The following is a 14,509-nucleotide window of genomic DNA, read 5'->3' as shown; positions in this document are numbered from 1 at the left end:
AATGTTATTGATTCTGCTGTGTGCTAAGTTCAGAAGGAGTGAACACTACGCTCATCTCGTTGCCTTCCATCTCGTAGACATACTGAAGTCCGATAGAATTGCGCGACAGTATCTTTACAAGTTTCTGCATTCCCGGCTCTGTCAGCTTCTTTGACAACGTGCTCTTCACCGAGTCTGCCGCAACGTTGCTGAAGCGGTCGTCGCTTATCTTTATCCTGTATGTGAAGAGGCTGTCGCCCTGCTTGTATTCACATTTTGTCAGCACGGTTCCGTTAGCAAGGTCTTTGCCCGGCTGTGAGTTTATCTCTTCAACAAAGTTCTGCAGCAGTTCAATGTCTTTGTTCTTTTGCTTGCAGCTTACGCACAAAGCCGCCGTCAGCACGGCTATGGCGGCAAATATGATTAGCTTTTTCATGTTGTGTGTGTTTTACAGGATATTAAACGTGGTGGTGTAAATTACGTCGCCCGACTCGATGACTTCCACCTTGTATTCACCGGCCTTCCAGAATCCTTCTTTAGGCGAGCCGAACTGTCCTAACTCTATCATCTGGTTCTTCTTCGACTTCTCGAGTGTTATGTTCATCTCCGAGGTTACTTTTTTTCCTGGCATGCAGATGGTCTTTCCGTTAGGTCTTGTAACCCTCAGCTGCAGGTCGAAGTCCTGTGCCTTCTCTCTCCATGGCGCAAACTCTATGCGTGCCTGTATGTATCTTGCGTTGAAGCTGCGCAGAGGCTGGTCGTAGGCCGTCTTCTCCACGCCGTCAGCATCGAGCAGGCGGAATGACATGTTGACAATCTTGTCGGTGAGCACGCTTGGCGGAAGGTCCTTGCGTGCCTCCTCTTCCAGTCTGTTCATTGATTCGCGCTCAGCCTTTAGAGCCGTCTGGTATTCGTTCTTAAAGTCGGTGTCTACATCCTCGAATCTTGAGAAGTAGCTTGAAAACACTGCCGTGAAGTCTTCGGTCTTTGCGGCATATACCTGTATGGCTATCTCAACCTTCTTGTCTTCAACGGTAAGCTTCACGGTCTTGTGCTTGCGGTTTACCTCGTTGGCAGCTATTATGCTGGGTATGCGCTTATACGACATCTCGTCAGCACCCACCTTGAATGCCTTTCTGTGGAAGGTGTAGAGTATGGGCGAGTTTTCGTCGAACGTTATCCAGTAGAGCACTCCCTCGCGGCGGAAGCATACACTGTTGTCAGACGTGTCGACAGAAGGTTCGTATTTCTTCTTCTGCAAATAGTTGTAAAGTTTTAGCTGTGCGTCTTTCTGAGCCGGAGTCAGATCGCCTGCCGATGCTGATGCCGTAAACGCTAAAAGCAGGCAGATAATGATTTTTAAAGTTTTCATCGTCTTATAGGTGTTATTGTTCTTATTCTTTTATATTATGGCTGTCCTTTCGTGGTTCATGTCGTACACTATCATGCGTATGTCAACATACGACGGCGTCGACGTCGACTTTCTAAGTGTTGACACAAACTGCCGCAGGACGTTGAGCATTTCGCTTGTTATCTGTTCTGATGAAAAGTTCTCGATGTATACGGCCAGGGTAACGGCGTCGTTGCCTACGGTTACGCTTTCTATTGTCAGTCCGTCGGCTATCCTCGTGGGGCACTCTCTTGCCGCTTGTCGCCATGCTGCCTGCCAGCCATAGCCTCCGGTCATGTTCTGCCGTTGCTCCACCTGCAGGCTCCATTTGCCGTCTGTGTTTGTGGCTGTGCCCAGCTTGCGGTTGTTCTTGTCGTAGAAGACGCATTTATACTGTGTGCCAGCCCTGTAAGAGTAAACCAGGCGGTGCCATCCCTGACTGTTGTCCACGGGGCGGCCTCCGGCTCCGTAGCATGCCGTTTCCGTAAGCTGGTTCTGCTTGTTGTACTTATATTTTACGGTGCTGTATCCGCTTGCCGTGTTTGCCGGCTTGCCGTCGGCGCCGTAATAAGATTCGCTGCTTAGCATGCGCATCCCGTTGTATGTGTATGTATACTTGTGTATCTTCTCGCTCTTGTCGGCAACGGCTTTACCGTTGATGTCAAAGTATGCCTTCGAGGTGATGTCGCCGGCTTCGTTGTATGTGAATCTGCACTCGCTCCATCCCTGTCTGCCGTTTATGCTCTTTCCGTATCCGTCATAGCACATTATCTTGGTCATGTTGCCCCGCTTGTCGTAGACGGTGCGGCCTTCAGCCGCGATGTTGTTGGCTACAACGGGCTTGCCGTCAATGCCGAATGAAATCTGATGGCTCACCTTGTTGGCGATTCTGTCGTACTGGTTGTAGTATTTGTGCACCTTCTCGTTGTCGCATCCTCGTGTGCCGTTCTGCGTGAAGAACACTTCCGAGGTCTTGTTTCCGCGCTCGTCGTATTCGCGCTTTATGACAGCAAGGTTCTGTCCGCTGATGTTTTTCAGCCTGCCGTCGGTTCCGTAGTATTCCTGTTGCACGCACATGTTGTTCGAGTTGTATTTCATCACCTCTTTGTGATATCCCCCGTCACACAGTGCCGGCCTGTTTCCGCTGCTGAAGTATGAGCGTTCGGTTACGTTGTCGCGTCCGTCATATTTGTATCTGATCTCATATTTCCCTGCGGCAAGCTTTCCGTTTGTGCCCATGGAGCGTTCGGCCGTTACGTTGCCTTTCTGGTCGAACTCCCACTCATAGTATGCCACTCCCGACACCGACATCAGTTTTCCGTCGGTGTTCTTGTGCCTTTCTGATATGCAGTTGCCCTGGCTGTCGTACTCGTATTCCACGCGTGAGCAGAAATTGTTGAGCACGCACGGACGGCCTTCGGTGTCGAGGAAGTAGCGCGCTGTCTCGTTTCCGTTGTCGTCATATTCATAGCACACCGTTGACGCTCCCTGTGATGTCATGGCCGGCTTGTCCTTGTCGTCGAAGTAAGAGAACTTCGTGCAGTTTCCGCGGGCGTCATATTCTTTGGTGAAATAGCAGAAGTGCATGTCTGAGAGCATTATGCGCTCCTTGGCCGCGCCCATGTAGGTGAGTCTTGCCAGGCGTCCCTGCTTGTCGTATCTTGCCTCCAGACCGGCGTATCCCAGTTTGGCAGGTGCGTATATCTTTCCGTTTTTGTCGAAGTAATATTCTGTGAGCATGTTGCCCAGCGAGTCGTATGTGCTTTTCTTGTGGGCAAAGTATGCCGTCTCTACGAGTTCGCCCGACGCGTCGAGCAGCTTGTGGTCGATAATGTTCCCCTTGTCGTCGTTGACAAATTTCTGTTTCGAATATGTGGCTTCGTCATCCGTGTCGTTGAAGTATGCCGCATTTCCTTTGGCATCGACATACGAAATGCCCGACAGGTATCCGTTGTCATCATACTCGTTGACATATCCGCTGACGCCTTTAACGTATGTCAGCCTGCCGTCTACTCCGAGATACTGTCTCTTCTTGCATGTGCCGTCGTCGTTGTATTCGTAGAGTATGCCCGCAAATGCGTCGTCCTTGCGTATCATCGGCTGGCCGTTTATGTCGGTGTATTTCTCTGATGTGCGGTTGCCCCATTTGTCGTAGGTCAGCAGCACCACCGGGCAGTTGTTGCCGTCGCTGCTCGGCTTTCCGTCCACCGTGAGGTAAACAATCTTAGACAGGTTGCCGTCATCGTCGTAGGTGAATTTCTTCACGCCGAGGCCGAATTGTGTGGCCTTGGGCTTGCCGTCTTTTCCAAGATAGTGTTCCTCTATTACGCGTCCTTCGTCATCAAGGACATATCTGCGGCCGAAGATGCCTTGTCCGTCGGGCACCCTGACATTGCCGAATCCGGCATATTCAACCTTCACGAGATGTCCTTCGTCATCGTATTCGAGAATGTACTTTGATATCTTTCCCTTTCCGTCGAGAGAAACATCGAATGCGCTTTGAAAGAGTTTCACCTGTGCGTTGAGCGTCATCTCGGTGCCGAGTTCGTCGTCCAGCTTGAAGGTGCAGGTCTTCATGTTGCTGTCGTAGTCTTTTACGTACAGCACCTTGCCGCTGCGGTCCATGAATTTCTCAGAGTCAACCTTTCCGCTTCCTTCGGTGTAGAGCAGCGTCATGTCAACTATGCGGTCTTTGTCTTCAGAGTCGTGATGGTCAACCAGCTTGCCCTTGCTGTTCACGTACGACACGCGGCGGAGCTTGTGTCTTGAATACTCGAAGCGGTACGACGCCTCGCGGTGAGACATTTCGCTGCTGCTCAGCCGGCCCACTCCTTCGGGTATGCCGTAGACTTCAACATAATCGCGATAGTATTTTACCTTTGTGCGGTAGTAGTCCCATGTGAAGAAGCCCACGAGCATCAGTATCACCGCGACGGCTGCTCCTCCGTAGATCAGCGGGCGCGGTATAGGGTCGGGGGCAATGGCTTTCTTCACGGCGGCCTTCATCTCCATGCACGACTGATAGCGTGCTTCGGGAATCTTTTGTGTGGCTTTGTCTACAACCTCCTGTATCTTGTTTGATATATAAGGATAATATTCTGCCATGCGCGGCATGTCTTCTCTCACCACCTTCTGCCTTATTTCCTGCGCCGTAAGCATGGTTGAGTCATACGGTGCGCGGCCTGTCAGCATGTGGTAAATCAGCACTCCGATTGAATATATGTCCGAACGGGTGTCTACGTTCCTGCCGTAAATCTGCTCGGGGCTCATGTATGTCGGTGTGCCCATTATGTATCTGCTGTCAGCCATGTTCGCCTCAGACACAATCTGGGCTATACCGAAGTCCATTATCTTAATATGCCCGTCTTCCTGTATGATTATGTTCGAGGGCTTGATGTCGCGGTGAACAATGCCTTTGGAGTGGGCATATTCAAACGCATCAAGTATCTCACATATCATGGGATAGGCTTTCTTTTCGACAATCAGACCGTTTTTCTTGTTGATGAAGTCTTCGAGCGTTATTCCTTTGACATATTCCATTATAAGGAACACGCCTTCAGGCGTTTCAACATAGTTGAGGAACTTCACAATGCCCTGATGGTCGAGCGAGCAGAGCAGTTCGGCCTCTTGCTTGAATCGTGCGCGGAGCGCGGGGTTACGGGCTATTTCAGGTTTCAAGGCCTTTATTGCCACCTGTTGGTCAATGTTTGTGTTTACAGCAAGATAAACACTGCCCATGCCGCCTGAGCCCAGGTGGCGCACAATTCTATAATTAAGTATGTCTGTCGGTATCATGTTGCTTCAATGAATGATTTTCAAGGTAGACGTCAGGTTTTTTTATGCCATGGCGCCGGAACTTACGGTCTGTCGCATTTCTGCGGCTTTTTCTTACGGTTTTCTCTTGATTCCGGCAGGTTTCCAAAAGGTGTCCTTTTATGTTGTGAAAGGTTATCTTTCAGAAGACGAAAGCCCATGTTCCGCAGGCTGAAATGATATCGTTTGAAACTATAACTGTCAGCTGCCAGTCAGGATAATTCCGCCGGCGGGTAATGTCTCCAAGAGTCTTATATATCAGTAATGGAAGGTTATCACACAAGGATGACGAATTTCCACACGACCATGGATATGATGGACAATATTGCCGCACCCCATCCGAGCCTGCGGTGGTCAGACTTGTATTTGTATATTTTTTCGCCGCTCACCATCTCCACCTTTCCTGTGGCTACCACCGTGCCAAGTATTATTCCTAAGAATCCGCCGAGAATGGCAAATATGTAGGCTGCTATCAGCCATCCCGTGGCATCCTTCTCTACATATTTAGCGTTTTCTTCATTGGGCTTGGATATGGTTGTCGTTTCCGACACGGTGTTGTCATCTTCCGTCGGCGTGTCTTCCGCGTCCTGTATGGCACGTGCACGCTTGTCGAGTTCTTCCACCACTTTGTTCCAGTCGAGATGTCCCTCAATCACTCCTGCGAGATAAATCTCCGGGGCAGGCCCGCTTGCGGGGATGTTTACCGAGGTCTTGCATACAGACTTGCGGTTTACGATAGTGCCGTTTGAGCTGCAGTCTGTAAACACATAATATTTTCCTCCGGTAAACTCCTTCAGCTCTATGTCAGCGTGGTGGCGGCTTATCTTTCGTGCCGAGTCGTTCACTATGATGTCGCACATCTCGCGGCCTACGGATATCTTCACCGGCATGTTGCGCGATGATATGTTGCTTACGTTGGTGCCGTTGCTCAGTGCCGACATAAACTCGTAGCAGCTTTGGTAGCGCTGCATCATGTTCTTGGCCGTAGCCTTGTCGAGCACCTTCTGCAGCACGTCGGATATGCCCTTCTTGTATTTGGAGAGCTTCGGAAATTCGTCGTTTATTATCGAGTCTTTCGTCTCAAACTCGTTGGAGAGCGTGTTGAAGGCATGGTGTCCTGTGAGCATATAGAAGAACACGCAGCCTACGGCATATATGTCCGAACGGTAGTTTATGGAGTAGCCGGCAGCCTGCTCCGGACTCATATATCCGTTTGTGCCGAGTATAGAGCCCGGTATGGTGTTGCCGTTATTGTTGTCAAGATCCTTGGCTATGCCGAAGTCCAGCAGGCAGATGCTGCCGTCAGGGCGCACCATGATGTTCGACGGCTTGATGTCGCGGTGCACGATGTGTGAGTCGTGTACGCACTGCAGCGCGTCGAGTATTTTCATCATCATCTCCACAGCCTGCTGTTCTGGTATGGGGCCATGCCTTGTTACATACTGTTCGATGTTCAGTCCTTCAACAAGTTCCATGACGATATAGTAGCACTGTGTGTGCTCGTCGCGGAAGGCCGAATAGAGCTTTACGATAGAGGGATGGTCTATTCTTACAAGGAACTTCACCTCCTTTTCTATTCTGTCTATTATCGACCAGTCGGTGGCAAATTCCGGGAGAATCTCCTTTATCGCCACTATGTTGCCCTTGGTGTCGCGTGCACGGAATATTCTCCCCATGCCTCCACGGGCAATAGGCTCGTCGTCAATGATATAGTTAGCAATTTGTCTCATCGAGATAATTATTTTTCGCCTTTTAGATTTTCATACACAATGCCATCTTTCTCTTTCCTGCCGGTGTCTCCGCTCTTTTCCTCGACAATCTTTTTCTTTATCTCTTCTGTCTTTGAGCTTCCTTTCTTGTCAGTTGCTTTTTGAGCTTCTTTCGTGATGGCTTTCTTTGTAGATATTTTGTTGTCTGTAACCTTTGGCTTTACGGTCTTGACGGGCTCGCTTTCCTTTACGGTTATCACCTTCTTCACCTCCTTTGTGCTATTCGTAGTCTCGGGTGCTGAAGGTTCAGCGTTCTCAGCTTTCGGCTGCGGCTTTGCCTGTGTCTGTGTCTTCTTCATTATTACCTCGGGCTTTGTCTGCGGCTTGCTGTCCTTGTTCAGGTACCAGTAGATGCCTCCGCCGGCTATTGCCACCATCAGCAGGCCTATTATGGAGTAAAGCAGCGTGTGGCTTTTCTTTGCGCGTGTTGAGGTGTAGCCGTTGGGCTGCATGCTGCCGCGCTTGCCTCCTCCGCCTGGAAACTCCACGAGCTGCACCGTTATGTTGTCTACTCCTCCTGCATCGTTGGCCTGGCTCACCAGCATGTCTGCACGCTCCTTCAGCGGCAGGTCATAGCGTGTTACGGTGTTGAGTATGGCATTGTTGCTGACCATGCCGCTGAGGCCGTCGGAACACAGCACAAACACACCGCCCGGCTCTGGTGTTATAGGCATCTGTCCTATCACGGGAGGTGTCATGTTCTCAAGTCCGAGGGCATTGGTTATCTGGTTTTTGTCCTGATGATGCTCGGCGTCTTCCTTGCTTATCTGTCCTGAGTCGACGAGCGCCTGGACATACGACTGGTCTTTGGTTATCTGATGTATGTTGCGGTTGGCCACGTAGTATATGCGGCTGTCTCCCACAGAGCCGTAGTAAACCTGTCCGTCCCTGATGATGATCATCACGCATGTAGCCCCCATGCCGCTTAGTCCGTCGTTCTGCGAAGCCCTGCGCAGTATGGCCTGGTTGGCGGCAATGATAGAGCTGTTGATAGCCTCTTCGGCTGTGGCGAATGTGTTGTCGGTCAGGATGTCCTGTATCACGGCCACGGCGAGCTGCGATGCCACGTCGCCGGCCTTCTGTCCGCCCATGCCGTCGCATACTACAACGACTCTTCCGTTTGGAGAGTCGAACGTGGTCATGCTGTCTTCATTAACGCTGCGCACCCTGCCCGTGTCGGTGCAGTTGGCTATTATATAGTTTTCCATGATATTATCCTATTTGTGGTATTGCTATGAAAATGAACACGGTGCTGCCCAGGCGTATTATGTCGTAGTTCTTCAGTTCGCCTTCGTCAGAAAGCTCCTTGTTGACGAAGGTTCCGTTGCTCGACTGCTCGTCGCGGTATTTGAACTTGTTGTCCACGTTTCTGTAAAGGAGCGACATGTGGCGGCCCGACATCTGCTTGTCTTCCGGCACGCAGATGTCGCATGAGCGGTCGCGTCCGATAAAGTTCTTGCCCTCATAAATGTTGTATGACTTGCCCAGCGGATCGCGGTTGTAGGTTACCAGAAATCCTACCAGCTTGCGTCCCTGTGCCGTGGGCACGCCTTTGGGCTGTCTGATTATGGTGCCGTTCACGGGTCTTTGTGCCGACTGCTGCTGTCCGGGGAAGCGTGTCTCGCCGGCAGCGTCCATTCCGCCCATCACAGGCGAACCCATTGCCCCCTGCTGCGGCATTCCTGCAGGAGGGGCAACGCGTGTTCTGTATGCTGAGTCAGGAGCCTGGTCGAACGGAGGCATTCCGAAATCTTGTTTTGAGTTAAACTGTGTGCTGTTGCCGTCTTTAGGGCACAACGGACATTCGTCACCATAGATGTTAGAGTCGTATATATGTCCGTTTGGACAAGTTTTCTTAGGCATATTCTTAATTGTTTTTATTGTTTGACTATCTGTGTTATTTCTCTATTTATCCAAGAAACTCCTCATTCTCCATCATGGAGTCGAGCGATTCGCTGTTCTCGTCGGCCTCGGCATCAGCATTGTTTTCGGCCAGGTCGCTGTCGTATTCAATGTTGTCAGGCTCGCCGTATGTTTCGGCTTGTGCCATTGCAGGATCGTCCACTTCGGGAGTGTATGTGCTGTCGTCAGTATAAGTATCGTTCTCGGCTATATATTCTTCAGGCTGTTCGTCGGCAGCATATATGTCGTTTTCGGCTATGTCTTCGTTGAATCCGTCGTCTATACGGCTTTCAGGGTTGGGCAAACCTTCCATTTCGGCTGAATATCTGTCGTTTTCTGCCAGATACTGGTTAGAGTTATATCCGTCTACCAGTCCGTTAGGGTTGTAGTCAGGATTGTTCTCTGCGAAGTCGCCGTGGTATGCCTCGCCGGTCTTCTCGTCTTCAAAGTTGTTGTATATAGGCTCCTGGTTCTGTGCTATATAGTTTTCATTTGCTTGATGCTGTTCATCGTATCCGTTTATCTCCTGTGGGGTGAATCGCTCGTTGGTTACCTGAGCCGTTTCGTGTCCCATGTGTATGTTGTCCGATTCGCTGAGCTGCATGAACTCGTCCTGGTCGAAGCGGTTGTTTCCGTTTGAGTCTACGGCGAGCAGGTCAGCCACGCCGTCGCCGTCGCCGTCGGCTATTGCGAATTTATGGCCGTTGATGGTGCCTTCCTCGATAGAGCCTATCTTTGTGTCGCCTACATAGAAGTTTGTGGTTTCGTCCCATGTTACGTTCGGCTCTTCTGCCGCCTGTGCCTCCTCATGATACACTTCTGCCGCCGGTTTCTCCACTATCACCACGTGTTCTGTCGTTGTGTGCGTAGCGGTGTGAGTCTCCTGGGTTTCTTGTGTTTCAGCTTCCTTATATTCGCTTCCTGCCTCGGCTCCGCCTATTATGTCTTCAGTTGTAAGCGTCTCGTCTGCCGTCTGTCCTTCAGGCTGTCCTGCCGCATAGGCTGCTCCGCCGGCCACTGCCGCTCCTCCTAAGAAGGCTGCTCCGCCAACAGCTATTCTCTTTGCTGCATTGCTCTTCTGGATGGCTTTATCCTCATAATCCTCAACGTTCATTCCTGGGTTAGTTCCGTTAGTATTCATAATCTTACAGTTTAATGGTTATTTTTTTTCGTTTTCTGTTCTCAGAGGCTTCAGCCCTTAGCCGGCCTTGCCTTTATATTAGTATAGATTTGTTTAGGATGACTTTCTTACGGTTAACTCAAATTTTTTTTCAGGCGGGCGTCGTTCATTATAGGAGATATAGACTGAAAGCCTGCGCATATATTTATTTTTATGTATGCCTATTTGGTTATTTTTATCACGTAGGTTTCAGGGCTGTCGTCGCATACGAGGGCATAGAAGCCGGGTGAGAGATAGGTGAACGATATGCTGCTAATGCCGCCCGACATGTCGGTTGTCGACGGGTCAATGCAGTTGGTCTTTCTTGTCTTGGTGGTGTAGCCCTGGCTCTTTGTGCCGTTTTTCAGTTCCACGTTGTCGAGGGCTATCAGGTACCAGCTGCCCTGAAACTTGGCGCCGGCAGCCTTGAAGGTGGTAACGATGCCTTCGGGAAAGGGATACACCTTCTTGTCCACATAGGCCGTGACGCCGTCTTCGGTCATTGTCCTTGCCCTTGATATGGCAAACTCGTTTACGTAGACTCTGCCGGGCTTGTATGTCTCGTCGTCTTCACCGGTGTATGCTGTCCTGTATTCCGTTACGTCGGCTGCTAGTATCTTCTCTTTCGAGCCGTCCTCGTGCAGCAGCGTTACATATTGGTCGTCGGCCTTAGCGCCATAATGCTGAACTGTCATTATGCCGTCCTTGGATGTTCCGTCCTTCATCACTATCGTGTTGACAAATCCTGCCTGACCGAAGAGCGGCTGCGAGAGCGAGCGTGCCACCTTGCGTATCTCGCGTATGTTGCCCATGCCCAGCTCTACCGTTGCCGAACTGGTCTTTACAGCCAGCGTCTGTCCTATCTTCTGCGACACTATGGTTCCGCGGTAAGTCTTTCCTGCCGCCGTCTCCACCTCGTCGTCAACGCCCGTGGCCTCTTCAGCCTCAGGAGCCTTGCGCCTGATTTCCTGTATGTCGTTCCATTTTATGCTGAATGTTGTCGGCACGGCCTGCAGGTAAGTGTCGGTCTGCGCGTTGCCCTTTTCGGTCTTCACCACGTCGGTGTAGGTGTAGTTTCCTGTTGTTATGCTGTGCATCATCAGATAGCGCCCGTCGGCGTTCCCCTGCAGAGCCTTTGTTTCCATGGCCCAGCGCTTCCATTCGCGCGGAAGTTTTTCGTATCTTACATATTTGTCTTTCTTCGACTTTATTTCGCCGTCGCTGACCACCAGCAGTGCTTCTGTTGCCTCCACGGTGATGTCCTTGCCGGGTCTCTGAACCACGATGTTGCCCGTAATCTTTGAGCCGTTTTTCATTATCAGGGTGGTTTCCTGCTGTGCGTATGCAGGAATTATGATGGTCAACAGGAGAACAACTGCTGATGCAGTCTTGTATATAGTTGTCCGCATTATTGTTAAAAACGTTTTTATTATTCTGTGTTTTATCTGCTTTCTGCCGGCAGCTGTTGCTGTAATCCTTAATGCCGGTCGGTATTTATGTCAGCCATCCGGCCTTTGGCTTATTGCCCATGCTGCCGGATGTGTTTATTGTCAGTTTATTACAGGCATGTTGTCCGTGCGTGCATTCACGTTGGCCGATGCCTTGGTCTGCCCTGCGTTGCCTTTAGCCTTTACGGCTTTGCCTGCGCTCTGCTTTCTGCTGCTGCGCCTGCGGGTGCTTGCGTCGTTGTCGCCGGCAGCGGCTTTGGTGCCTATGGGTATCGACATCTCCGTGGGGGCAACCTTGTTGGTGGAGTCTTTGTTCCATTCGCCCTTGCCTTGCTCTACATATTCCTTAGGTGCAGCAGGAGCAGCTTCGGGTGCCGGCGCCAGTCCGGCAGACATGAGCCATACTGCAGCAATGATGACAACAACCAGCAGTGAGGCTGCCGCAATAATTGTCTTGCGCATTGTTACGTAAGGGTCCTTTACCAGGTTCCAGTCGAAGTTCCAGCGGTCTCCGAGCCTTATCTTGTCGTTTCTTGTTACGGGTATGGATGTTCCTTTCAGCATTCTCCTTTCGTTGATGAAGGTGCCGTTGCTGCTTGTGTCGCTTATGGTCATCTTGCCAAGCAGGTTGAACGAGATGACCATGTGGTGTCTGCTCACGTTGTCCCTTTCGTCGGGTATGACAATGTCGCAGTCGTTGCCGCGTCCTACTGTTATTTTCTTCATGCGTTATGTCTATCTTTTTTATTTCTTGTTCTTTATCTGCCTTATCTGCTCTGACAGAGCGTCCTTTATGCGCCGCATGTAGCTGTACTGGTATGTTGAGTCTTTCTTCATGTCGACAACTATTGCTGTAAGGTTGTCGTGGTTTTCGCCGTTCTGTATGCCTATGGCGTTGACTCTTTCTGTCAGATAGCGCAGGGTTTCGTCGGGACGCTTTGAGGCGTTGAACATCTTTATGATCTTAGGTTCGGGCTCACAGTTCCATATGCCGTCGGAGCAGAGTATGAACCTGTCGCCGGCCCTGTAGGGTATCTTCTCCACCTGGACAGCAGCCTGCGGCCTTATGCCCAGGGCCTTTGTTATTATGTTGGAGAAGCTCGACAGGCGCGCCTGCTCTTCGGTCATCAGATTTTTCGCAACCATCTCGAACACCTTTGAGTGGTCGAAGGTTCTGAATATCTTTTTTCCGCCTCTCAGCTGGTAGATGCGGCTGTCGCCTATGTGTGTCAGATATGCCGCCTCGGGCGTTATGGCCACAACCGTCGTCGTGGTGCCCATGCCGCGCAGCGGCGGGTCGTTGAGCGCGCGCCTGTAGATGGCTGCGTTGGCGTTGGCAACGGCGCTGCTCACGGCCTCGGGGCCAATCTTCTCTGCCGGCACTTCGGCCAGGGTCTGCACTATTTCCGTGGCCGCTATGCGCGATGCCGTCTGTCCGCCGTTCATGCCGCCCATGCCGTCGCATACGGTCAGGATGACAGCCCTGCCGCTGACCATGCCGCCGTATGAGTCCTGGTTTTCTTCGCGTCCGCCTATGCCGGAGCGTCCGTATGCCTCGCATGTGTCTGTTGAGGCTATGAGTTTTATTTCTTCAAGGCCGATTATAGATGTAGGATGGTTATCGTTCATTGTCAAGCGATATATGTTTCTGTATGATGGTTTACGGGCGTGTGGCCGGCGTGTCAGAACATGCCCGATATGACGGTGCGTGAGGAGTCGTCGCTGCTGCCCGATGGTGAGTAGAAGTTGTCCTGTATGTCAGCCTCGGGTTGGGCGTCTGCTGCCGTTGCGGCGCTTGCAGCCGCCATGCCTGTCTCCTCAAAGCCTTCGTCCTCAAAGAGGCCGGCCTCCTCCACGTTGAATGTCTTTACGAGCAGCTTGTAGTGTCTGCCTATGCTTATGACGTCGTTCTCGTTTACGGTCAGAGTGTTATATCTGGCGTCGGTGCCGTTCACTTCGGTTCCGTTGGCCGAGTTGTAGTCTGTTATGGTCATGTTGAAGCGCGCGGGGTTACCCTCCTTGCGTATGTAGAGTATGGCGTGCTCGGGCGACACGGTCTTCTCCCTTAGGCACACGTCGCATCCGGCAGCCTGCCCTATGGCGTTGCGTCCGAGATAGAGCGGGAACATCTCGCCAAGCAGTCCGTGGGATATGGAGAAGAGACAGCCCACTATCACGCGGTTCTGCATGGTTATCTGCCGGGTGTCTCTGTCGGCCACGGCTGCGCCTGACGCGCTTTGTGCCTGGAAGCCCTGTCCCTGCGCGCCGGCTATGCACGTGCGGTTGTCGTCGTTGCCCGAACGTGTGTAGAGGCTGCTGAACGCTGCCTCGTCATACTCGCTGCTTCCGGGGTTGTCGTAGTCGACGCCCGGTACTATTGTCTTGTTCTGTGACATAATCTATCGTTGTTCAGTGTTTACACCATTTGAAACCTCATCAGGGTTTCGCCCATCTTTATCATGTCGCCCGTCTTCAGGCTGTAAGCCTTGCCCTTGGGTATGGCATGCCCGTTGACGTATACGGGGTTTTCTGTCTTCACGGATGTTATCTGGTAGACAATCTGCCCTGCGGGCGTTTTCACGGTACGCATGCCTGCATGTATGCGGCTCATGGCTATGTCGGGTGTTATCTTTATCTGTGCGGTGCTGTCAGAGCTCTTGCGTCCCAGGTTGTAGTAGTTGCCGTGGGGCAGGCTAATAGTGCCGAAGCTCATGCCCTGGAAGCTCACCTGCAGTATGCCCTTGCTCTTCTGCTGCAGCTCGGGTATGAGCCTTGTCTTCAGACCGCCGTTGAGGCCCTCTACCACCACCGTCTTGTCTCCCTGTCCGTTGATGACCGACGTGGGCAGTCCCTGGGGCTCGCCTCCTGCCGTAACTGGGGCGCCTGATGCCGGCGCTGCCATGGTCTTCTCAGAGTGCTGCTCCTGCAGTATCACGCTGAACGGCACCTTATATGAGCATTTGGGACAGCAGAATGTTTCGGGCGGACGGCGCTGAAGCTCGAATCGCCGGCCGCAGTATGGACATTTTATTATCATTGTTGCTATAGT

General features: G+C 51.6%; 12 protein-coding genes. All 12 read right to left on the bottom strand.

The genetic code is table 11. The features are described from left to right. Nucleotides 1-4: 4 nt before the first annotated feature. The 12 genes from ACZMIG_RS06560 to ACZMIG_RS06505 all read right to left on the bottom strand — a co-directional run bounded on the left by ACZMIG_RS06560 (nt 5) and on the right by ACZMIG_RS06505 (nt 14,497). Nucleotides 5-415 (bottom strand): hypothetical protein, encoded by a 411-nt coding sequence (locus ACZMIG_RS06560; protein ID WP_487889311.1) that lies wholly within the window; start codon nt 413-415, stop codon nt 5-7. A gap of 12 nt (nt 416-427) precedes the next feature. Continuing rightward, the gene (locus ACZMIG_RS06555; RefSeq protein ID WP_053397601.1) at nt 428-1,351 is read right to left on the bottom strand and encodes a hypothetical protein; all 924 of its coding nucleotides are present in this window, start codon (nt 1,349-1,351) and stop codon (nt 428-430) included. A 30-nt stretch (nt 1,352-1,381) separates the two neighbouring features. Next, entirely contained in the window at nt 1,382-5,164 is a 3,783-nt protein-coding gene (locus ACZMIG_RS06550) for a serine/threonine-protein kinase (protein ID WP_021854089.1), read from the bottom strand. Between the two features lie 293 nt (nt 5,165-5,457). Next, nucleotides 5,458-6,912, bottom strand: a complete 1,455-nt coding sequence (locus ACZMIG_RS06545; protein ID WP_053397599.1) for a protein kinase domain-containing protein — start codon at nt 6,910-6,912, stop codon at nt 5,458-5,460. Nucleotides 6,913-6,920: 8 nt separating this feature from the next. Continuing rightward, nucleotides 6,921-8,159, bottom strand: coding sequence for a Stp1/IreP family PP2C-type Ser/Thr phosphatase (locus ACZMIG_RS06540; RefSeq protein ID WP_487889310.1), 1,239 nt, complete (start codon nt 8,157-8,159; stop codon nt 6,921-6,923). A 4-nt stretch (nt 8,160-8,163) separates the two neighbouring features. Beyond that, entirely contained in the window at nt 8,164-8,814 is a 651-nt protein-coding gene (locus tag ACZMIG_RS06535; RefSeq protein ID WP_053397597.1) for an FHA domain-containing protein, read from the bottom strand. Nucleotides 8,815-8,860: 46 nt separating this feature from the next. Then, a complete protein-coding gene (locus ACZMIG_RS06530; protein WP_147630739.1) occupies nt 8,861-9,994 on the bottom strand; it encodes a hypothetical protein in 1,134 nt (377 codons plus the stop codon). A gap of 200 nt (nt 9,995-10,194) precedes the next feature. After that, nucleotides 10,195-11,421: a hypothetical protein gene (locus ACZMIG_RS06525; RefSeq protein ID WP_487889309.1), complete on the bottom strand. Its 1,227-nt coding sequence runs from the start codon at nt 11,419-11,421 to the stop codon at nt 10,195-10,197. Nucleotides 11,422-11,562: 141 nt separating this feature from the next. Next, complete coding sequence (locus tag ACZMIG_RS06520; RefSeq protein ID WP_487889308.1) at nt 11,563-12,186, bottom strand: FHA domain-containing protein; 624 nt, start codon at nt 12,184-12,186, stop codon at nt 11,563-11,565. 18 nt (nt 12,187-12,204) lie between these two features. Next, entirely contained in the window at nt 12,205-13,089 is an 885-nt protein-coding gene (locus tag ACZMIG_RS06515; protein WP_487889307.1) for a PP2C family protein-serine/threonine phosphatase, read from the bottom strand. Between the two features lie 53 nt (nt 13,090-13,142). Then, nucleotides 13,143-13,856, bottom strand: coding sequence for an FHA domain-containing protein (locus ACZMIG_RS06510; protein ID WP_487889306.1), 714 nt, complete (start codon nt 13,854-13,856; stop codon nt 13,143-13,145). A 20-nt stretch (nt 13,857-13,876) separates the two neighbouring features. Then, entirely contained in the window at nt 13,877-14,497 is a 621-nt protein-coding gene (locus tag ACZMIG_RS06505; RefSeq protein ID WP_125105164.1) for an FHA domain-containing protein, read from the bottom strand. Between the last annotated feature and the right edge of the window lie 12 nt (nt 14,498-14,509).

Source organism: Xylanibacter sp. (assembly GCF_057607445.1).
This window is presented reverse-complemented; position numbering and strand designations above follow the sequence as displayed.

Coding starts and splice junctions, on each gene's coding strand:
- ACZMIG_RS06530 (WP_147630739.1), bottom strand. CDS start 9,994: ATGAATACTAACGGAACTAACCCAGGAATGAACGTTGAGGATTATGAG.
- ACZMIG_RS06555 (WP_053397601.1), bottom strand. CDS start 1,351: ATGAAAACTTTAAAAATCATTATCTGCCTGCTTTTAGCGTTTACGGCA.
- ACZMIG_RS06540 (WP_487889310.1), bottom strand. CDS start 8,159: ATGGAAAACTATATAATAGCCAACTGCACCGACACGGGCAGGGTGCGC.
- ACZMIG_RS06550 (WP_021854089.1), bottom strand. CDS start 5,164: ATGATACCGACAGACATACTTAATTATAGAATTGTGCGCCACCTGGGC.
- ACZMIG_RS06515 (WP_487889307.1), bottom strand. CDS start 13,089: ATGAACGATAACCATCCTACATCTATAATCGGCCTTGAAGAAATAAAA.
- ACZMIG_RS06545 (WP_053397599.1), bottom strand. CDS start 6,912: ATGAGACAAATTGCTAACTATATCATTGACGACGAGCCTATTGCCCGT.
- ACZMIG_RS06510 (WP_487889306.1), bottom strand. CDS start 13,856: ATGTCACAGAACAAGACAATAGTACCGGGCGTCGACTACGACAACCCC.
- ACZMIG_RS06560 (WP_487889311.1), bottom strand. CDS start 415: ATGAAAAAGCTAATCATATTTGCCGCCATAGCCGTGCTGACGGCGGCT.
- ACZMIG_RS06505 (WP_125105164.1), bottom strand. CDS start 14,497: ATGATAATAAAATGTCCATACTGCGGCCGGCGATTCGAGCTTCAGCGC.
- ACZMIG_RS06525 (WP_487889309.1), bottom strand. CDS start 11,421: ATGCGGACAACTATATACAAGACTGCATCAGCAGTTGTTCTCCTGTTG.
- ACZMIG_RS06535 (WP_053397597.1), bottom strand. CDS start 8,814: ATGCCTAAGAAAACTTGTCCAAACGGACATATATACGACTCTAACATC.
- ACZMIG_RS06520 (WP_487889308.1), bottom strand. CDS start 12,186: ATGAAGAAAATAACAGTAGGACGCGGCAACGACTGCGACATTGTCATA.